The organism is Halothiobacillus diazotrophicus, from assembly GCF_001663815.1.
Classification (GTDB): Bacteria; Pseudomonadota; Gammaproteobacteria; order Halothiobacillales; family Halothiobacillaceae; genus Halothiobacillus; species Halothiobacillus diazotrophicus.
In genome coordinates this window covers 507,777-526,060 of record NZ_CP016027.1, presented here as the reverse complement: position 1 = coordinate 526,060, position 18,284 = coordinate 507,777, and the positions used below count along the sequence as shown (strand labels likewise).

General features: G+C 59.3%; 22 protein-coding genes and 1 tRNA gene. 13 read left to right on the top strand and 10 right to left on the bottom strand.

What is annotated here, in order from left to right:
• The first annotated feature begins 9 nt into the window (after positions 1-9).
• Entirely contained in the window at positions 10-516 is a 507-nt protein-coding gene (gene greB / locus A9404_RS02405) for a transcription elongation factor GreB (protein ID WP_066098327.1), read from the top strand.
• Positions 517-598: 82 nt separating this feature from the next.
• Positions 599-793 carry a heavy-metal-associated domain-containing protein gene (locus tag A9404_RS02400; protein WP_066098325.1) on the top strand — a complete coding sequence of 65 codons (195 nt, stop codon included), beginning with the start codon at positions 599-601 and terminating at the stop codon, positions 791-793.
• An 82-nt stretch (positions 794-875) separates the two neighbouring features.
• Here A9404_RS02400 and A9404_RS02395 read toward each other — a convergent pair whose 3' ends face one another.
• From A9404_RS02395 to A9404_RS02380, 4 genes are all read right to left on the bottom strand, one after another.
• Positions 876-1,625: a dienelactone hydrolase family protein gene (locus A9404_RS02395; RefSeq protein WP_066098323.1), complete on the bottom strand. Its 750-nt coding sequence runs from the start codon at positions 1,623-1,625 to the stop codon at positions 876-878.
• 165 nt (positions 1,626-1,790) lie between these two features.
• Positions 1,791-2,705, bottom strand: coding sequence for a chorismate transformation enzyme, FkbO/Hyg5 family (locus A9404_RS02390; protein WP_197490402.1), 915 nt, complete (start codon positions 2,703-2,705; stop codon positions 1,791-1,793).
• A gap of 179 nt (positions 2,706-2,884) precedes the next feature.
• Positions 2,885-3,676 (bottom strand): ketopantoate reductase family protein, encoded by a 792-nt coding sequence (locus A9404_RS02385; protein WP_066098321.1) that lies wholly within the window; start codon positions 3,674-3,676, stop codon positions 2,885-2,887.
• A gap of 84 nt (positions 3,677-3,760) precedes the next feature.
• Positions 3,761-4,942: a cupin domain-containing protein gene (locus A9404_RS02380; RefSeq protein WP_066102642.1), complete on the bottom strand. Its 1,182-nt coding sequence runs from the start codon at positions 4,940-4,942 to the stop codon at positions 3,761-3,763.
• A gap of 129 nt (positions 4,943-5,071) precedes the next feature.
• On the opposite strand from A9404_RS02380, the gene A9404_RS02375 reads away from it, so the two are divergent.
• The 5 genes from A9404_RS02375 to A9404_RS02355 all read left to right on the top strand — a co-directional run bounded on the left by A9404_RS02375 (position 5,072) and on the right by A9404_RS02355 (position 9,767).
• Positions 5,072-5,452 carry a winged helix-turn-helix domain-containing protein gene (locus tag A9404_RS02375; protein WP_066098319.1) on the top strand — a complete coding sequence of 127 codons (381 nt, stop codon included), beginning with the start codon at positions 5,072-5,074 and terminating at the stop codon, positions 5,450-5,452.
• A gap of 19 nt (positions 5,453-5,471) precedes the next feature.
• On the top strand, positions 5,472-6,323 hold the full coding sequence (locus A9404_RS02370; protein WP_066098317.1) for a ferritin-like domain-containing protein: 852 nt from the start codon (positions 5,472-5,474) through the stop codon (positions 6,321-6,323).
• Between the two features lie 162 nt (positions 6,324-6,485).
• Positions 6,486-9,062: a glycoside hydrolase 64/thaumatin family protein gene (locus A9404_RS02365; protein WP_082922669.1), complete on the top strand. Its 2,577-nt coding sequence runs from the start codon at positions 6,486-6,488 to the stop codon at positions 9,060-9,062.
• Between the two features lie 72 nt (positions 9,063-9,134).
• A tRNA-Thr gene (locus A9404_RS02360) sits at positions 9,135-9,210 on the top strand.
• A gap of 218 nt (positions 9,211-9,428) precedes the next feature.
• Positions 9,429-9,767, top strand: coding sequence for a hypothetical protein (locus A9404_RS02355; protein WP_066098314.1), 339 nt, complete (start codon positions 9,429-9,431; stop codon positions 9,765-9,767).
• Between the two features lie 109 nt (positions 9,768-9,876).
• Here A9404_RS02355 and A9404_RS02350 read toward each other — a convergent pair whose 3' ends face one another.
• The 3 genes from A9404_RS02350 to A9404_RS02340 all read right to left on the bottom strand — a co-directional run bounded on the left by A9404_RS02350 (position 9,877) and on the right by A9404_RS02340 (position 11,781).
• On the bottom strand, positions 9,877-10,440 hold the full coding sequence (locus tag A9404_RS02350; protein ID WP_066098312.1) for a DUF2058 domain-containing protein: 564 nt from the start codon (positions 10,438-10,440) through the stop codon (positions 9,877-9,879).
• A gap of 89 nt (positions 10,441-10,529) precedes the next feature.
• A complete protein-coding gene (locus A9404_RS02345; RefSeq protein WP_197490401.1) occupies positions 10,530-11,159 on the bottom strand; it encodes a methylated-DNA--[protein]-cysteine S-methyltransferase in 630 nt (209 codons plus the stop codon).
• Positions 11,149-11,781, bottom strand: coding sequence for a DNA-3-methyladenine glycosylase I (locus A9404_RS02340; RefSeq protein ID WP_066102637.1), 633 nt, complete (start codon positions 11,779-11,781; stop codon positions 11,149-11,151). Before A9404_RS02340 ends, A9404_RS02345 begins: the two co-directional genes overlap by 11 nt.
• A gap of 177 nt (positions 11,782-11,958) precedes the next feature.
• On the opposite strand from A9404_RS02340, the gene A9404_RS02335 reads away from it, so the two are divergent.
• Positions 11,959-12,912: a bestrophin family protein gene (locus A9404_RS02335; protein WP_066098310.1), complete on the top strand. Its 954-nt coding sequence runs from the start codon at positions 11,959-11,961 to the stop codon at positions 12,910-12,912.
• Here A9404_RS02335 and A9404_RS02330 read toward each other — a convergent pair.
• Entirely contained in the window at positions 12,897-13,187 is a 291-nt protein-coding gene (locus A9404_RS02330; protein ID WP_066102634.1) for a DUF3175 domain-containing protein, read from the bottom strand. The genes A9404_RS02335 and A9404_RS02330 overlap by 16 nt on opposite strands.
• Between A9404_RS02330 and A9404_RS13705 the strand changes: the two genes are divergently transcribed.
• The gene (locus tag A9404_RS13705; protein ID WP_407645329.1) at positions 13,145-13,342 is read left to right on the top strand and encodes a pentapeptide repeat-containing protein; all 198 of its coding nucleotides are present in this window, start codon (positions 13,145-13,147) and stop codon (positions 13,340-13,342) included. The two genes, A9404_RS02330 and A9404_RS13705, sit on opposite strands and share 43 nt — an antisense overlap.
• 37 nt (positions 13,343-13,379) lie before the next feature.
• On the opposite strand, the gene A9404_RS02325 is transcribed toward A9404_RS13705, so the two are convergent.
• The gene (locus A9404_RS02325; RefSeq protein WP_066098308.1) at positions 13,380-13,607 is read right to left on the bottom strand and encodes a hypothetical protein; all 228 of its coding nucleotides are present in this window, start codon (positions 13,605-13,607) and stop codon (positions 13,380-13,382) included.
• A gap of 613 nt (positions 13,608-14,220) precedes the next feature.
• Positions 14,221-15,123: a DUF2242 domain-containing protein gene (locus A9404_RS02320; protein ID WP_066098306.1), complete on the bottom strand. Its 903-nt coding sequence runs from the start codon at positions 15,121-15,123 to the stop codon at positions 14,221-14,223.
• Positions 15,124-15,665: 542 nt separating this feature from the next.
• Here A9404_RS02320 and A9404_RS02315 point away from each other — a divergent pair.
• The 4 genes from A9404_RS02315 to hypD are packed head-to-tail and all read left to right on the top strand — an operon-like array spanning position 15,666 to position 18,280.
• Complete coding sequence (locus A9404_RS02315; protein WP_066098304.1) at positions 15,666-15,905, top strand: HypC/HybG/HupF family hydrogenase formation chaperone; 240 nt, start codon at positions 15,666-15,668, stop codon at positions 15,903-15,905.
• Entirely contained in the window at positions 15,898-16,290 is a 393-nt protein-coding gene (hypA, locus tag A9404_RS02310) for a hydrogenase maturation nickel metallochaperone HypA (protein ID WP_066098302.1), read from the top strand. The genes A9404_RS02315 and hypA overlap by 8 nt, the downstream gene beginning before the upstream one ends.
• 27 nt (positions 16,291-16,317) lie before the next feature.
• Positions 16,318-17,127: a hydrogenase nickel incorporation protein HypB gene (hypB, locus tag A9404_RS02305; RefSeq protein WP_066098300.1), complete on the top strand. Its 810-nt coding sequence runs from the start codon at positions 16,318-16,320 to the stop codon at positions 17,125-17,127.
• Between the two features lie 16 nt (positions 17,128-17,143).
• Positions 17,144-18,280 (top strand): hydrogenase formation protein HypD, encoded by a 1,137-nt coding sequence (gene hypD / locus A9404_RS02300; RefSeq protein WP_066098298.1) that lies wholly within the window; start codon positions 17,144-17,146, stop codon positions 18,278-18,280.
• Positions 18,281-18,284: the final 4 nt, after the last annotated feature.

Below are 18,284 nucleotides of genomic sequence, written 5' to 3'. Positions count from 1 at the left end.
ATTCGAGCGATGAGTACCGCTGTCATTACCGCCGCCGGTTACGCACGCCTTCAGGCCGAACTCGACCATCTGTGGCGCGTCGAGCGACGAACGGTCGTGCAGGCCGTGGCCGACGCCGCGGCACTGGGCGATCGTTCTGAAAATGCCGAATACATTTATGGCAAGAAGCGTCTGCGCGAGATCGATCGGCGAATTCGCTATCTCACCAAGCGTCTGCCAGATCTCAAGGTGGTTCGTGAACCGCCCAGCGATACCAACCGGGTATTTTTCGGGGCGCACGTCACCCTGCTCTACACGGATGACCGCGAGCAGACCGTCTGTCTCGTCGGTCCCGACGAAATCGAACCTGCACAAGGACTGATCAGCATCGATTCCCCGCTCGCCCGCGCCGTGCTCGGCAAGCCGCTGGATGCCGAAATCCTGCTGCGCCTGCCCGCAGAAGACGGCGGCACGCGGCACGTTCAGGCCGAAATCATCGCCATCGAATACCGGATTCACCAGTCAGCCGACTCATGAACCCGAAACCCGGTTTGATCGAATCCCTGGGCGTGGAAGTGACGCATGGATGCCGGCAAGCCATGACATCAGGAGCAACAAAATGATTGAGCTGGTATTGAAAGACATGACCTGCGGGCATTGCGAAAAGCGCGTCGAACAGGCAGTGAAACAGGCCGATCCCGCTGCCCGGCTGACCTTCGATCTGCCGAAGCATATCGTGCGCATCGAAACGGCGCTGTCGCTGTCGGACGTGATCGCGATCCTCACGGAGGCCGGGTACCCACCTTCCGCATGAGACGGCCCAAGGTGGACGTCCAAAAACAAACGAGGCGCAGATTCTGCGCCTCGTTTCATTTCAACTCATCGAAACCACCCGATCAGACGCCGAATTTCTCCCGAAAGAATTCGTGCATCTGATTCCAGGAATCCTTGGCCAACACATCATCGTAAGCCAGCGGGATATCGAACTTCTTGCCGTTCTCCGTTGCTACCGGGTTGGTGAATCCATGCCGGCCCGCCGGATAGATCGTGACCTCGATATCGGCACCGGCCTGCTTCATTTCATCCTTGACGGCCTGAACGGCATCGGTCGGCACGAACGGATCGTCGCCGCCGGTGAACATGTGGATGGGGGTGGTGATCGGCTCGTGGCCGATAGGTGCCAGACCGGAAACGCCCGCGTGGAAAGTCGCCAGTGCCGAGGCATTGATGCCCTGCCGAACCATGCTCAGCGCAACCGTTCCCCCGAAGCAATAGCCGATGAAGGCGATCTTTTCGGAATCGACTTCGGGTTGATCCTTGAGCGCATGAAGTGCCGCGACGAATCGCTGGGTCAGCAGTTGAAGATTGCCGCCCACGCTCTGCGCCATGGCCCCCGCATCGGCAGGATTGTCCACCTGTTTCGCATTGCCATACAGATCCAGCGCGAATGCCGCATAGCCCAGTTTCGCCAGTGCCTGGGCACGATCAATGACAAACGGCGTACGTCCCCACCACTCGTGCACCACGAGCACGGCGGGACGTTTGCCGGTTTGTGCCGTATCGGCCGCAAATACCCCTTCCATGGTGACGCCATCGATGGTGTACGGAATGGTGCGAGTCTGAATGGTTGCCTGTGAATCGGTCATGGGGCGATCTCCGGAGAATGACTGTGGATGGGCGGAAGCGGAACGCGATGACTGCCGCCATCGCAATGCCGTGAATAGGTCTAGCATATGCCCACGTCATTTTCAGCCGATGACAGCGAATTTCCTGAACGGGAAAGGGGCGAACCCGATCACCGGATCGAGCGATCAGAGGATCATTGGACAGGACTCGATTTCGACCAGTAGATCCTGACGGCAGACATCCGCCTTCAGGAATAAGGCGTCGATGGGCTGTCCCAACCAGCGCACCATTTCAGCATGAACCCGGGGTGCGTCCACCGGATGTCGGAGGTAGACCCGATAAGCCAGTTCCGCACAGGAAAATTCCACAGAGCGACCGCGCGTACGCAGATAGCGGTTGGCCTCGCCAACGATGGTTTCGATATTCGTCAATGTCTCGCGGGTCTGCGCCAGCACGTCACCCGCATGAAGCGTCTCGTGCCCGACGATGCTGGCCGTACCGGAAATGAACAGCACGAACCGATCGCCCAGTGGCGCCAGCGCCGCCCGGGAAAAGATCGGACTCCGAGGACCGTATTTCTCGGGATAGTCGATGGCGCGCACCTGTCTCGGGTTCTCGATCGGGATCGGGGCTGTCTTGCCGGCGATGAAGGCGATACACAAACCGGTAGATGGCGCTGCGGAGCCGAAACCCAGGGCACAGGCAGCCGTGGCGAATTCGGCACGGTATCGATTCGTGGATTCGAAAGCGGCCTGACGGCCCAGATTGAATTGGCGATAGCGTTCCAGCTCATCCACGACATCGTTGATGGCTGCCATGTAGTTCCAGAATCGCCAGACGTGAGGAAAGCCCAAATGGTGCTGTAACGTGAAGATCTGTCGATAGGCCGCGTCGGTAGCCGCCTGAAGGGCGTGTAATCCCGCCGCCTCCCGTTCAGTCAGGGTGACCACGCCAAACAACAGGTCCTGGGTGTGCGCATACCGAATAGCGCCGAGCTGGCCGTGGGTGATCGCCCCATTGGTACGTAATATCTCGCAACAGCTTGCCTCCGACGACGCGATCGCGAGCTCCTGAGCTTGGGATAGGCCTATGACCGGCATGGGAACCACCATTTCCGGGATCCCCGTCCCGGGGTTACCCGCCGTGGCCGTGTGCGCCGGATCGGTTACCGAAGGGCGATCCGAAAAACGGATCACACCCAGTAGACCCGTTTCGGCGCTGGTTGAACCCGCTTTCGTGGGGAGACAATCGCCGTGTCGGCAATCCAGGAGGTAGGCACTCATCCCGACAGACAGGAGGCGGCAATCGCATCCATCCGAGGCGTGGGTACGTTCAGCGAACGTGCCTGTTCCAGGGCCCGACGCAGACGCGCTTCGGCCGTGCGTCCCTTGCAGGGGTGTTCGGGATCCCCCTCAAAACCGGCCAACATGCCCTCGATCAGCGGTTCCGGCGTGAGCGCCATTCCGACCAGTCGCTCCTGGATATCGATAACTTCATCGGCAATGCCCCGGGCAAGATCTTCATGATCCTGCCAGAGGCCGGATACATCGCCGCCAACCTGAAGTCCGGCGATATTGGTGGTGAGTATGTACACGTTCTTGATCACCAGCTCTTCCAGCATCTCTTCGGAGGTATCGACGATCCGTGCCTCGAGACCGACCCCGCTCAACGCCATCTCGACGAGTCCCGCCTTCGGTCCCCAGACCGGACTGGGCATGAGTTGCTTTACGAGCTTCCCGGGTTTCTTCTCGAACCAGATGGAGGCCACGGTAGGATGCTCGATGCCGAAACGCTTCCAATCCTTGGGCAACAACTCGTTCTGAATGAGAATCAGCCGCTCGTGCCAGTCTGCCGGCACCTGCGCGAGCACCGCATCCAGATCCTTTTCCGCAACCGATACGAGCAGCGCCAGCGCATCGGGCACACTCGCCAGGATTTTCGGCAAGGACTGCTCCCGGGTGACCGGCAGCACCGGATGACCGTTTTTCAACAATCCCTGCGCAAACACCAGACCGATTTCTCCCAGGCCGACGATCACGACAGGCGCGCTGAGTCTAGATGGCTGTTCCATGGCGAAGCTACCTCCCGAAATAGTTCGATATCAGGTCAATAATCGGTGCCAGATCACGTGATGGCGCATACGGGCACAACACGTTCAGTCTTCGAGCAGATGCGGATGCCATTGCACGATACCGGCCTCAAACAGGCGTGAAAGCAGGATCGCGGCGGATTCCGATTCTGTCGCGGCAAGAATCTCTGCCGAATCATAAAACACCTTGCGCGTCAGAATCTGTGCCAACGGCAATGCATCGGCGTGCAGGGACAGGCTCTGCCCATCATAGGCCAGCACACCGGCGCCGGCCGGACCATCCAGAAGAATCATACGTGCGGCCGGCGTACGCATCAGCGTTTCTTCACCGTCCTCGAGGATGGCCCGCAATTCGGATGCGGTAAGAGCCTCATTTTCTGGATAGAAACCCGCATGATCGATGGGCCGCTCGCTCAAGGTTTCGGCAATCAGTTGATCCAGCACCGCATCCTCCTGGTTGAGCACCTCATGCAGCAATGCACGCAGCTTCGTCCGTGTCGGGGCGGCCAGCGCACCGGGATTGGCGGCAACCTTCAAGTCGGGATCGGAAAAGCGGGCGGTTGCATCCATACGGGTAATGAGCCGATCCGTGACGCCACTGGCGAGTTCCTGAAGCAGCGGCGCACGGAAACCGATGGAAAACGTCATGCAGTCATCGACAGCCACACCATGGTGCGGCACGCCTGGCGGCAGATACAACATGTCTCCTGGCTCCAGGATCCACTCCTCGGTCGGTTCGAAACATTCAAGGAGACGAATATCGAGATCGGGGACGAAATCCGTATTCCTGGGCGGATATTCGATCATCCAGCGGCGTGTACCATGAGCCTGAAGCAGGAACACATCATATTCGTCGATATGGGCGCCCACCGAGCCGCCGGCCGGTGCGTACGAAATCATCAGGTCGTCGATGCGCCAGTCGGGAATGAACCGGAATCGCTCGACCAGGTTCATCAGGTCGGGAATCAGTTTTTCACAATCGGTGACCAGCAGGGAGTATCCGGATTCCGGGAGGCTGGTGAAATCGGATTCGACGAACGGACCATGGCGCAGCATCCAGGGACGCTCTCCGGCCGATTCGAGAATCAGGCGCGCCGGAACGTCCTCTTCGCAGGCCAAACCCGCGAGTTCCTCGGGGCTCAGCGGCGAGACGAAATCCGGAATCGCCTGCCGGATCAGAAGCGGCTTCTTCTGCCAGTAGTGTCGCAAGAAGTCTTCCGGCGAAAATTTACCCAGAATCTGTGCCATTTGACCTGTCCCGCCGTTGCTGGAAATGAAAATCAGGGCGCAGTGTACCAGCCCAGCGCGACGACCGGCATGGTTCATGGAAGGCCTTCGAGTCGGTTATGATGCCGCTCTGCGTCCAAGGATCACACCATGCCGAAAAAATCCCGCCGAGACCGCCTGCCGGGCGACGCCTACAGCCCCCAAGTGCATGCCCGATTCTGGCTGATCGCCGACGATCAGCAGAATTATCTCGGGATCGGCAAGGTGCGCCTGATGGAATTGATCGACGAACTCGGCTCCATCAGCCAGGCGGCCAAAACCCTGAACATGTCCTATAAGCGTGCCTGGACCCTCATTGAGGAAGTGAATCAGCTCGGCCCCCTGCCCTATGTCACCAAGGAAGTCGGCGGCGCTGGCGGCGGGCATGCCACGCTGACGGAAGCCGGCCGGGCCGCCATTGAACAGTACCGCGCCTTCGAGCGTGATCTGCAGGCTTTCGTCGCGCAACGCACGCAGGCCATCACTCTCTGAAACGAACAAACCGCATCCGATGATGGAAGACGCCATACCTCGTTATGTTCGCGATCGTGCCCGCGATCTGCTCATGATGACCGATCCGTTCGCCAAGGCGACGGAAGCCGGGCTGTTGTATCGGGAATGTGGATTGGCAGACTTTCACCAGGGTCAAATCGCGCTTCGAACCGAACCGGTGCAACACATTCCCGATCCCGGCCGTCCGGCTCGCCCGGAACTCGTCCCGCCCCGAGACCTCCCCCGACGCATCACGCACACCCAGGCTGGCCGAAATGCCATGGCGCATGCCTTTGCCCATATTGAGTTCAACGCGATCAATATTGCGCTGGATGCCGTCTATCGCTTCGACGACATGCCACCGGGCTACTACCGGGACTGGCTGCAGGTGGCTGCGGAGGAAGGTCGTCACTTTCTGCTTCTGGCCGACTACCTCGCTGTCCACGGCTGCGCCTATGGCGATTTCCCCGCCCACAACAGCCTGTGGGAGACCGTATGTGCCACGGATCACGACGTCATGGTGCGCATGGCCCTCGTCCCGCGTGTCCTCGAGGCCCGAGGATTGGACGTCACGCCGGCCATATCTGAAAAGTTGCAAGCCGCCGGCGACACGGCGCTCGTTGCCATCCTCGACGTCATTTACCGCGATGAAATCGGACACGTGGAAATCGGTACCCGATGGTTCCGGCATTGTGCCGAGGCCCGCGGCGTGGACCCGCGTACCACGTTCCGCGATCTTCTGAACGAATACATGCAGGGGCGCATTCGCGGTCCCTACGACGAGCCGGGGCGTCTGGCCGCCGGCTTTTCACCCGAGGAAATGGCGGATCTGAAAGCGATGGAAGCGGAAACCCTGGCACGACTGACCTGACACCCGGCCCCCATCCACCCGCCCCGGGCCGTAGCAGCCCGCACGATTGCATAGCCTGCCCATGAAAACCCTTGATTGCCCGGCAATTAGGGCACTGCTAGCATGAGTGAAGCGAGCCGCCAAAATAACCCCACACACATAACGTAAAAACAGGGACAGGCCATGACTGGAGCAATGACGCGCGCACTGCTGGTGACGGCAGTAATCTTCCTCACCGGCTGCCAGGGTAGCGGTACGTCGAATTCCACGGGTACGATTCAGATCGGCTCAGATAGCGTTGAAGTACGCGCCGGCGAAGCACGAACCGTTCCGGTCACACTGTCCGGCAACAATGGGGGGATCAATCGAAAAATCACCCTGAGCGTGGCGGATCCCACGATCGCATACGTCGCCCCGAACAGCTGCGTGCTGTCGTCGGGCGCGGACCCGTGCACGGTGACCGTCTTCGGCAAACAGGCCGGATCGACCGTGCTGCTGGCCGAGGCCGACGGGTATGCCCGCAGTCAGGTAGCCACGTCGGTCACCCCGCCCACGAACCCCTATGGCACGATTTCCGTCACGTCGGCAACGCAGTCCTTCTATTCCGGCGCCAGCATCGGCTATCCCTTCTCCATCACGGTCCAGCTGACCCCGGCCACCGGTACAACCAGCAAGAAGATCCCCAACGACAACCCGCTGACCGTTCTGATGAATCCGGTCCCGGGCATCTCCTACGCCAACGGCGGTGTTCAGCAGTGCGCCCTGACCACCGATGCACCGACCTGCACGCTCAGCGGAACCATTGATGCAACGCTGGTCACCTCGAAGAAAAGCTTCACCACGACCATCCAGCCAACCGGCAGCTGGGTCGCCGGTGTCAACGCCCCCTTCGGTCCGCAGGATAACGTCACCATCACCTGGAATGGCAATCCCGACCAATCGCCCGGCACGATCCACGTTGCCTCGCAAAACGGTTCCGGCCAGATCTATCTGGGCATGAAGGCCCCGCTGTTCGTGTACCTGAAAGACGACACCCTGGCGCAATCCGCGTACTGGGTGACCGTTACCAGTCAGGATCCATCCGCGCTGGTCTTCTACGCCTATCCCGACGGTTCAAACAGTCCGTCATCCATGCAGACAATGCCATCGGTGACCTGTGCCTTGGCGCTGGACAATACCAGCCCCGCTTCCTACGCAAGTTCCGTCACATCCTGCGGCTATGGTCTGCTGCCACTTAAAGGCACAGCGGCTGGTCTGGATGCCTCGCTTTCCGTGGCCGTCACCCTGGTTCCTCCGTCCCAATCCAACAATCAGGTGGGACTGCTTCTGGCGATGCCCAACTTTCCAAAGACGGTCAACCTGAAGTTGATGGACAACAGTGCATTGACCACGGGTAGAACCATCACATTCGCCAACGATTCGACGGATACGGTCGCCATTGGCGTCAATGCAGGCTCCGCCAATGCCTATACCGCCCCCAATGCCGTGGCCCCGGGCGTGGACCCGACCAACCCGGCACGAACCAAGGCAGGCGCACAGTCGTATTGCGGACCGACCTCGAACGGCAAGAACGCCTGCCCAATCGGTTCGACCTGCGTACAGGGCGGTGCCGGCGTCGCGAAAGGCAAGACGCCCTATATGTGCTTCTGGGACAAACCCGCCTTCGCCAACGGCACGGGCATCCTCCCGCCCGCCGGTCAGCCCGGCGCATCGACCACCCTGTTCATCCCGCAATGGTCGGGAATCACCACGGGACCGCAACAGATCCAGTGGTCCGGCAACTACTACGTACAGCAATGCCCCGGCGGCAACTGCCCGGCTAGCATCGAGACACCCGGCACCGGCCCGGCCTATGCGGCCAATTCGTTGGCAGAAGTGACCTATCAGCACAATACCGTCGACTATTACGACGTCTCGATCATCAATGGCGCGAACTATGGCCTCGCGTTCGGTCCGACGGATCCCGTTTCGACTGCCAAGAACTATGCTTGCGGTACACCGGGCGAACGCGTTCCACCCATGGGTGTTTCGGCGACGCTGCCGAACAGCAGTTGGGCCTTCGCACCGACCACGGCCAGTTTCCCACCGGGCCAGACAACCGCGGTGTCAGACAGCCCCAGCTCCTATTTCGCCATCGTGGACCCGGGCACCGCGCCAACACCGACCCCTTGCACCACGCAGTCGATCTGTACGTCCACAACGGGAAGCAGTGGCCCGGTCTGTGGCTGGAACAAGAGCAAGGTCCTAAGCGGCCAATTCACCTTTGCCGCTGCCGAACGTGTCTGTGGCAACTTCGTTTCCTGGGCCACGGCAGATCAAATCTGGGGCTGGAACGGCAATCAGAACACGCAATATCTGAATCAGGCGCCGTTCGATTTCACGACACAGAATGCCATCAGCCCGCCATTCAACGGCCAATCCAGTATTGCCGTCAGCGATCTTCAGCTCTGCATCAACAACAGCTTCAGTGCCTATACCGATCCGGCCCCGACGGGCCAGCCGGCCGTCATGGCCTGCGGCGGTACGAACTGGGCCGGCATCACAACCCCCGCCGTGACTTACACGACCCAAGGCCCCGCTTGGGTTAAAGATGTCCTGCCGACCATCACCTGGCTCAAACAGGCCTGCCCGACCTGTTACACCTACCCCTTTGACGACATGTCCTCAACCTTCACCTGCGAGAAAGATCTGATCCAGGACGGCAGCAACAACCAGAACTACACCATTCGTATTTCCAACACGTCGGACACGTTCAACTGATGTCGTCATAAGCATGGCAGGCGGCGCGTCCGTTGACATTCGCCGCGAGATCAGGAAAATTCGCCGCTCGATGCCGGCATAGCTCAGTTGGTAGAGCAGCGCATTCGTAATGCGAAGGTCGGGGGTTCGACTCCTCTTGCCGGCACCATCTCACAACATTGCCATTGGTGGACAAAGGCAAGAAAAACGATTGAAAGGCCGTCGGAGCAGCACTCGCGGCCTTTTTTTCATGGCCTCGTGTACGGTGCGGTAGCTTGAAGGGAAAAGGATGAGCACCCCGGCGCGACAAGGATGGCTGAAGTCATGAAACCGTTTCCTGCATGAAGTCGTATTCATCAAGTCAGCCATTCGCACGGGAGCACCGACATGCCCAATTTCTCAATCATCCTGAACTTGTGGCCCTCAGATGAATTCGCGCCACGCCTTTGTGCCGCGGTCAAACAGCTGGGCGCACGTGGGCTGCCGCTGCAGAAAGGCTTGAGTCAGGGCAATGTCGCCCTCGACGACGATATGCTAGTACGGGTACTGACTGTGGCGGAATCGGAAGAGCAACTCCAGGTAACGCTCGGCATCCAGTACACCAGCATCGTGACCGGCTGCAGTTGCACGGATGATCCGTCCCCGCTCAACATTCTTCCGGAATACTGCGAGACCGAACTGCTGATTGATCGTCACACGGGAGAAACGGAGATCCGACTTCGCTAAACAACGAGACGCGCAATCGGTCGAAAACCACCGGTTGTTTCGATCGCTTGGCGCTCGTCCGGTTGTGGCACTCAGTCCCGAGGTCCCACGCTAAAACGGCAGGACAGCACTACCAGCCAAGATCGTCCGGTACGGGAAACCCGGCATAATAATCTCGATCCCCTTCCGGGATCTTCGACGCATCATCACAACCCGGCGGGATCAGGGCAGACGGATCACGTTGCAGAATCTTTTCTGCCGCAACTTGCGGTATGACGACATAACCCCGTTCGAACGAAGCAATGCGCAGACTGCCTGTTGCCAGGCGCTGCTGAATTTCCGGCCTGACACTCAGGGATTTCAGCCACTGACCATCCGCAAACCAGAAGATGCGATTACCCGTAATATCTTGAAGCCTATTGGCGGCAATGATCTGCCGGATCTCTGCCTGGGCCGCCTTTTTTTCCTGTTGCTGCTGGCGCTCGAGGTTCAACTGACGATCCCGATCGGCTTTTTGACGCGCTACTTCAGCGGCCTGACGCGCCGTATCACTCAGCGCGGGATCGGCATGCTTACCGCCCTTCTGACTCTTGTTTTGCTTGGCCTGCTGATGCTTGTCCTTCTTGGCCTTTCTGGCTTTCTGCTCGTCGATCAGTCCGACGTTCTTGAGTTGATCGAATAGGGAACCGGCCATGATGTGCTACATGAAGGGGTATGAATGGAAGGCCCGCAACTGTACCGCAGCTTCTGCCCCCAAGCGAGGTAAAGCGGGCATTTGACGCATCAGCAATGCCTCGCGGATGAGAACCCACCCCCTTCGATCGCCAGCAGACGCATTTTCGTCTCAACGCCGCCATGCGCCGAAAACCCACCGATACGTTGCCCTGCCGCCAGCACGCGATGACAGGGAATGATCAGGCCAACGGGGTTTTTGCCAAGAACCTGCCCGACGGCACGCGCCGCACCGGGTCGAGCAATGCGCCTGGCGAGGGAACCATAACTGAGCGATTCCCCTGGCGGAATCGTGCGGGCTGCGGCGTACACCTGGCGGGCAAACATCGAGGCGCCAGGCAGCGACAAGACCACATCCTGAAAGTCATCCAGAACCACGCCGAGCAGATGCTGCTGGATTCGTCGGATCAGACAAGCGATTTCATGGGGTGGACAGTCTACCCAGCGCCCCGACCAACCCGATATCAGGCGCTGTTTGGTCAGATCCGCCGAGGCCTCGGGTAACTGCAGACGTTCGATTCCGAATGGGGCGCCCCCAAGACTGACGCAGCGCCAGGCAATCCCGCAGGGACCAAGTGCGGTATCGAAGCACATTGCCTGCGCCGAATTGCGCACGTTGGCAGTCGAATCTTCCCCGCGATCGAACGCTTCGGCAAGCCAATCATCGGACTCAACAATCATGTGCACCCGATCCCTGCGGCCGGACAAACTGCGCACGCGCCGAGTCAACCGGTTCCCTGGCGATACAACCCGGCACATGATCGTTGATCATCCCCATCGCCTGCATGAATGCGTAGACGGTCGTCGGCCCCACGAATTTCCAGCCAAGCTTCTTGAGGGCCTTCGACAGAGCGACCGATTCCGCACAGGTCGAGACGGTTTGCGGCGGTGGCGAATGGACTGGATCCGGCTCGTACTGCCAAAAAAATGCCCCCAACGATCCATGCCGGGCACGCATCTCCAGAGCACGCCGCGCATTGTTGATGACGGCCTCGATTTTGCCACGGTGACGAACGATACCGGCATCAGCAAGCAAACGAAGGACATCCGATTCCGTGAATGCGGCCACGCGTTCAATATCGAAATGGGCAAAAGCCGCGCGGAAGGCGGGTCGTTTGGTCAGGATCGTGCGCCAGCTCAATCCGGATTGGAAACCTTCGAGACAGAGCTTCTCGAACAGACGGGTATCGTCGTCAACCGGGAATCCCCATTCTTGATCGTGGTAAGCCGGATATGCGGCCACACCGGCACACCACCCACACCGTGGCAGGCCATCATGGTCGTAGGTCAAGCCGGTTGTCATGGCATGTGCCCCTTTACTGGAAATCGGACCATCATAGCTCAGTCGCGCGCACCGGAACGCCCCGCGCGACCGGAGCATACCGATCGTTATGCTAGTATTGAACGGGAACGCGGTGACGCCCTCCCCGCCGCCCGATTTGTATACTCGCCCACCAATCGTTTTCTTTCGAGGTCACCCATGATCGTCCGGGATCGCCCTTCCGGTCTCCGCCTTTTTTTCGTGCTCAAGGGGTCGATACTCTCGCGCATCTGGATCGTTCTCCTGGTGAATATCGTCCTGGCGATCCTGGTCACGATCTTCCATGGGGACCTGTTCTCGATCAAGATCACGCTCACCGCAATCCCCTTCACCCTGCTGGGATTGCCGCTGGCGATCTTTCTGGGGTTCCGTAACAACGCGGCCTACGACCGCTACTGGGAGGCCCGAAAACTGTGGGGCCAGCTATTGGCCGATGCGCGGACGATGGCGCGTCAGTGCGCGCATCTTATCCAGGCCCCGAATCCGCCAGCGACACCCTCGGGATCGAACGACGACCCGACCGACCGCCCGAAACGCATGATCCTGAAGACGATTGCCTTTGCCCATGCGCTGAAACACCAGCTGCGGGGCACGCAGGCGGACACGGATCTGGATGGCCTGCTCAGCGCTTCGGAAAGGACCCGTTTCGCCGACCACCCGACACCAACGGTATTCCTCCTCGACGAGCTGGGTGCCGATCTCGGCCAGTGCATTCGAGAAAAACGCATCGATCCCTGTCTGGCGGCAAATATCGATACCACGCTGTCAGGCATGGTTTCCGTGGCGGCAGGTTGCGAGCGCATCAAGAACACGCCGATTCCGTTTTCCTACACGCTGCTCCTGCACCGCACGGCCTATCTGTACTGTTTCCTGCTGCCGTTCGGACTGGTGGACAGCATCGGATTCATGACACCGTTCGTCGTGGCCGTGGTGGCCTACACCTTCTTCGGCCTGGACGCGCTCGGTGACGAGATCGAGGAACCCTTTGGCCTCAAGGACAACGACCTGCCCCTCGATGCCCTGAGCCGTACGATCGAGTACAACCTGCGTACCGCGCAGGGCGAAAGGAATCTCCCGGCCCCGCCATTGCCGGAGCATTACTGCCTGATGTGATCGGGCGATCGGCGATCCATTGTCCCGGCGGGGCGATCGAACAACCGACGCAGTTCGATTTTGGCGCGCTCGAGACGTGCTTTCTGTGCGGTGGGTAATTGTCTGCCGGCACGATTGATGTAGAAACAGAGCATGGACATCGCGGATCGATAAGGGTCCGCCTTTCGCCGTTTGCTCCGCTCCGCCGAGCGTTTCAGGGAAGCGGCAATCCGCACCGGATCCTGCCAGGTGAATACGCCCGGCTCCAGATCAAGCGCATTACTCGTTCGGGTCACATGCCCGGACCAGTTTTTCCCGGACCAGTTTTTCCCGGACCAGTTTTTCCCGGACCAGTTTTTCCCGGACCAGTTTTTCCCGGACCAGTTTTTCCCGGACCGCTGCGCGACATTTTTTTCGGGCGGGATCATGCGACATCCCCGGAGGGCGATGATCGGCCGGGCAACGGTCGGTAGGAATCGCTATCGTGACTAGCGCAACTTGCCGGCGTAGCGCTTGCGAACATGATCGTTGATAAACGTATTCAAGCCCCGCCCGCCGGTTGCCAGGCGTTTCATCTGCTCGACGTTCGCCGCATCGGCGCTTTCGTAGGTATAGAGATAGGCGTCTCCGTCGTTGAACTGCACCGTGATCCGGTCGCTTCCGATCTCATAGGCATCAACGTGGGACTCGCCGGAAAGATTGGCGTACTTTTCCATGACGGATTCCTCTCTGAATGGGCTGCATGGGATGCACAGCGGGTTGGGATCGTGGAGCTGGATATGGCGGACAATTACCCCATTAATGGAGATGTTATTCGCAAACCCAAAGCCATGCATCCTCAAAACAATCTATTTCAAAGTATTTTTCCAGGATGCAAACGGGTTTCGCGAACACGTTGTCGATACCGACAATCCTGTGCCAGCTCGTCGGGTCAGCGAAGAAAGCGACCTTATTGAGGCACTCGAGTTGCGTCATGACCCTTTTTCGGTCTTCAATTCAGGCCAAGAACCCTAAACGGCGCCCAGCGCCCAAATCACGAGCGCATTCAGCTGCTCGCTATCCTCAAGATTCCTGTCAACACGGGCGATCCTGTCCTTCTCTTCAGAGATCGACAGTTTCCCGGAAATTAGAAATGTCCGGCATGCGCCTGAACTTGTTTCAGATAACTCAATTGATCATGACTTATCTCGGCTGACGGGGAAAAACGTCATTCGATGCGGGTGTAACTGCTTCGATTAGCAGCCTAATACGACGCGCAAGCGTCGATAACAGGATGTTACGAACAAGTTTTGTTGATTGTCGTTGGATTCCACCCGGTGATCAGACAAATTACGGCGTCTTCGTTGAGGTTGGTGTGACAGGTGGATTGTCGGAGGGAGACACGGTCGGTGCCGGGCCATCCGCCTGATGCCCCGAGGTCGTCGTCTCGGATGAAGATACTCCCGTAGTCGCCGGCTGCGTCTCCGATGCCTTCGACGGGACAGACGGCGTATCGGCTTCGGCTCTTGGCCGTTGACTTTCAGCGCCATAGGTTCCGTTCTGGCCGGTGAGATCCTTACCCGTGAGGGCGGCGTGTTCTGGCGTGGGCGACGCCGGCTCAGAAACCGGCGCATTCAGTAGCGTCGGGGCATGCGCGACCGATTCCGTCGTTGCCGGCGGAGCCATTTCCAGCTTAGGGACCGCCACCTGATTCGGCGAACGCATCCAGTCCAGACGATGCTCCACGGAAGCGAAAAATCGCCGATAGAATTCAGGGTCGGTTATCGTCTCATCCGCTACCTTCACGCGTGAATCGACGCTTTGTCCTATGGGTAGCGACACCGAACCCAGGACCGCCACCCCGATACTGGCAGAGCTCGCGGCCTTTTTCAGGTCATATGTCGAAATCAGTCCGTTGGCGAAAATCGAACTGCCCTCGGGGTCCGAGAGACAGACCACGCTCATTTCTAGAAAGGTACTGCGGTCCCCATTGATCCGATAGGCCTTTCGCCCCTTGATGGAAGTCTTCGCCGAGGGATCCTCGATGATATACCCGTCGCCCAGCAGCGTCCGCTTGGCAGCCGCACAGGCCAGTTGCGGATCATCCGGCACGCGTTTCTGGTAGGGACTGTTTCCACCGAAACTATCCTTGGCATAGAACGGACGCGACGGCGTGGAACACGCGGACAGGATCGGCAGCAGACAGGCCAATAATGCAGCGGAGACAATCGGAGCGGAAACCGGAAATTTCATGGATAGACATCACGGTAGGTAAGGTGCAATCGAACGAATCACCGCGGGTCATCATATCATTTCGCCCTGGGGCTGTAATGAACATCTTAGGCGAACGCACAAGATTTCCGAAAGATTAATCCGTTTTTTAATCAACATGTTTCAGCAGGTTGTTAAAAGAACAAAGAGCATGTTGACACAGCAACCATCGCGCCACCCTGGGTATTTTGTGAATGTCACGTACGAAGGCTGCGCCACGCACCACACCGGACCGAAATTCCACGGACGCCAGCCAGGGGTTATCGGTCGGGTAGTTCTGCGCGTGACGGCCCGATCATCGTCGAATCATGCCCTTCCCCAAATAATTCGTTACGACGGATGGCAGAACCGTATCGGATTTAAGACAGTTTCGGTGCCTTGTCATCCCGGGACAATCGTGTAATTCTGGACCGGTCACTGCACGTTCGATTCCACCGCTCAAGACAGGGTCATGGGCCGTGAAACGAACGCGACAACAACCCGCATCACCCGCGCGTTGCCGCTCATCAGGGAGGAGCTTGTCGATGTGTCTTGCCATGCCCATGCAGATCACCCGCATCGACGGCAGCACTGCACGTGCGACCGCCCAGGGCATCGAACGCGATATCGATCTGATGCTGGTGCAGGATCAGGAGATCGGGATCGGGGATTTCGTGATCGTTCATGTCGGCTATGCGCTGCATCGCCTGTCGACCGACGAGGCCCTGGCCACATGGCAACTGCTGGACAGCGTGGATACGCAGGGCGGTGACGATCATGCATGAACTGAGTCTCTGCCAATCCCTCGTCCGACAGGCAAGTCGCGTGGCCACCGAGCACGGTGCGCGACACATACGTCGCATCACAGTGCATATCGGCCAGCTCTCCGGTGTCGAACCCGACCTCATGCAGCATGCCTTTCCTTTCGCCAGTCGCGGCACGCCGGCTGAAGGTGCGCACCTGGAGATGACCCTCTGTCCCGTTCGCGTCTATTGCCCTCAATGCAATCGCGATTCGGAGGTAGCAGCCAATCGACTCAACTGCCCTCACTGCGGCCATTGGCAAACCCTGCTCAGTGGCGGCGAGGAACTGCTGCTGGCCAGTATCGATCTCGATGCCCCGAAACCCGCCCATAAAGCCGCCCAAAGCCCGACATCATCCCCCCATTAAGTAAAGGAAATCCTTGGGAGAATCACCATGTGCGAAACCTGCGGCTGTGCCATTCCCGATCACCTCCACCACGCGGTAGATACCCAGCAACTGCAGACTGTGGAAGTGCTGGAAGGACTCAAGGCACACAATGATCGCGCGGCAAGCCACAATCGCCATCATTTCGATACGGCCGGCGTTCTCGTCATCAATCTGATGTCCTCACCAGGGGCGGGCAAGACCAGTCTGCTCGAGGCCACCATCGACGCGCTCAAGTCCAACTACCGGATTGCCGTGATCGAAGGCGACCTGGAAACGGAGAACGATGCCGCGCGCATTCGAGCCAAGGGCGTACCTGCCGTGCAGATCAGTACGGGCAGCGCCTGCCATCTCGATGCCGATATGGTGCACCGGGCCGTTCACGAACTGTCGCTGGCGGATATCGACATCCTGTTCATTGAAAACGTGGGCAACCTCGTGTGCCCGGCGAGTTTCGATCTCGGTCAGCATCTGAACATCGCCTTGCTGTCGACCCCGGAAGGTGACGACAAACCGTTGAAGTACCCTGTGATGTTTCGTGCCTGCGATCTCATCCTGGTCACCAAGACCGATCTGCTCGCCGTCCTGGACGATTTCAGCTGCACGGCAGTATCCGAGCACATTCGACAACTGGCAAATCCGGCACCCGTGTTCACCTTGAGCAGCCGACGAAACGACATCGCCCCCTGGCTGGACTGGCTGGATACCCAACATAAGAAACAGCGCACCCCGGGTTTCAAGCCCATGGCGGATGGTGCGCGACCTCGACTCGCGCCGCACCAAAACATGGCCAACCCACTCGCTGCGAGCCATACCTGAGCCGATGTCACAGCACATGCCCCAACCCGATCATCCACACGATCCCGCCTATTGGCTGGCGCGCATCGCGGAACTCCCTCATCCGAAAACATCGCGCCTACGCATCATGAATGTCTGCGGCGGGCACGAACGCACCATTACCCATGCGGGATTGCGCCAGATACTGCCGGATTATCTCCAACTCATTCCCGGCCCCGGTTGTCCAGTCTGCGTCTGTCCCGAAACGGACATTCAAGCCGCCGTAGCGCTCAGCCTGAGACCGGACGTGATCCTCGCCACATTCGGCGACATGGTTCGGGTTCCGGGCAACGCCATGAAGGGCAAGCCCCGCTCGCTTCAGGATGCCCGTGTCGTTGGCGGTCATGTCGCCCCCATCGCTGCTCCTGCCGATGTCCTGGCACTTGCCAGGCAATATCCGGACAAGCAGATCGTTTTCTTTGCGGCCGGGTTCGAGACCACGGCAGCACCGCTTGCCGCACTCCTGACCCGCGCCGACCTTCCCGGCAATCTCACGATCCTGCTCAGCGCACGTCAAACCTGGCCAGCCATCGACCATTTGCTTCAGGATGAGGATCCCGGCTTTGACGCCCTGATCGCACCCGGTCACGTCGCCACCGTGATGGGTGCACGGCAATGGGCCTTCATCGCCGAGAACTATGACTTGCCCACGGTCGTGGCCGGATTCACGCCGGCGCTGCTCTTGCAGGCGATTCATGCGGCGCTGGCTCAAGTCATCGCACGGGAATCCCGACTCGTGAACGCCTATCCCCAATGCGTCACGGACGAGGGAAACGCCCGCGCCCGACACCTGATGGATCGGGTATTCGATACGATCGACGCTCCCTGGCGCGGTATCGGCACTTTCACCAGCTCCGGCTATGCATTGCGTCCCGCGCTGGCAGCACACGACGCGCGCGAACGGTTTCCCGAAGCGTTTTCGGATGATTCCACCCTGCGAATGGGGATGCCCGCCGGATGCGACTGTGCAGCGGTCGTGCTTGGACGCATCACGCCGTCAGCGTGTCGTCTGTTCGGCACGGGCTGCCACCCGGACAATCCGGTCGGCCCCTGCATGGTATCCGATGAGGGCGCCTGCCGAATCTGGTGGCAGAGCGGTGCGCCGACGACGAACCGACAAAAATTGGCCGTCTGACCAT

Coding starts and splice junctions, on each gene's coding strand:
- A9404_RS02385 (WP_066098321.1), bottom strand. CDS start 3,676: ATGGAACAGCCATCTAGACTCAGCGCGCCTGTCGTGATCGTCGGCCTG.
- A9404_RS02320 (WP_066098306.1), bottom strand. CDS start 15,123: ATGAAATTTCCGGTTTCCGCTCCGATTGTCTCCGCTGCATTATTGGCC.
- A9404_RS02375 (WP_066098319.1), top strand. CDS start 5,072: ATGCCGAAAAAATCCCGCCGAGACCGCCTGCCGGGCGACGCCTACAGC.
- hypB (WP_066098300.1), top strand. CDS start 16,318: ATGTGCGAAACCTGCGGCTGTGCCATTCCCGATCACCTCCACCACGCG.
- A9404_RS02355 (WP_066098314.1), top strand. CDS start 9,429: ATGCCCAATTTCTCAATCATCCTGAACTTGTGGCCCTCAGATGAATTC.
- A9404_RS02335 (WP_066098310.1), top strand. CDS start 11,959: ATGATCGTCCGGGATCGCCCTTCCGGTCTCCGCCTTTTTTTCGTGCTC.
- A9404_RS02400 (WP_066098325.1), top strand. CDS start 599: ATGATTGAGCTGGTATTGAAAGACATGACCTGCGGGCATTGCGAAAAG.
- A9404_RS02350 (WP_066098312.1), bottom strand. CDS start 10,440: ATGGCCGGTTCCCTATTCGATCAACTCAAGAACGTCGGACTGATCGAC.
- A9404_RS02315 (WP_066098304.1), top strand. CDS start 15,666: ATGTGTCTTGCCATGCCCATGCAGATCACCCGCATCGACGGCAGCACT.
- A9404_RS02365 (WP_082922669.1), top strand. CDS start 6,486: ATGACTGGAGCAATGACGCGCGCACTGCTGGTGACGGCAGTAATCTTC.
- hypD (WP_066098298.1), top strand. CDS start 17,144: ATGCCCCAACCCGATCATCCACACGATCCCGCCTATTGGCTGGCGCGC.
- A9404_RS02345 (WP_197490401.1), bottom strand. CDS start 11,159: ATGATTGTTGAGTCCGATGATTGGCTTGCCGAAGCGTTCGATCGCGGG.
- A9404_RS02380 (WP_066102642.1), bottom strand. CDS start 4,942: ATGGCACAGATTCTGGGTAAATTTTCGCCGGAAGACTTCTTGCGACAC.
- A9404_RS02390 (WP_197490402.1), bottom strand. CDS start 2,705: ATGCCGGTCATAGGCCTATCCCAAGCTCAGGAGCTCGCGATCGCGTCG.
- A9404_RS02340 (WP_066102637.1), bottom strand. CDS start 11,781: ATGACAACCGGCTTGACCTACGACCATGATGGCCTGCCACGGTGTGGG.
- A9404_RS02370 (WP_066098317.1), top strand. CDS start 5,472: ATGATGGAAGACGCCATACCTCGTTATGTTCGCGATCGTGCCCGCGAT.
- greB (WP_066098327.1), top strand. CDS start 10: ATGAGTACCGCTGTCATTACCGCCGCCGGTTACGCACGCCTTCAGGCC.
- A9404_RS02325 (WP_066098308.1), bottom strand. CDS start 13,607: ATGGAAAAGTACGCCAATCTTTCCGGCGAGTCCCACGTTGATGCCTAT.
- A9404_RS02395 (WP_066098323.1), bottom strand. CDS start 1,625: ATGACCGATTCACAGGCAACCATTCAGACTCGCACCATTCCGTACACC.
- hypA (WP_066098302.1), top strand. CDS start 15,898: ATGCATGAACTGAGTCTCTGCCAATCCCTCGTCCGACAGGCAAGTCGC.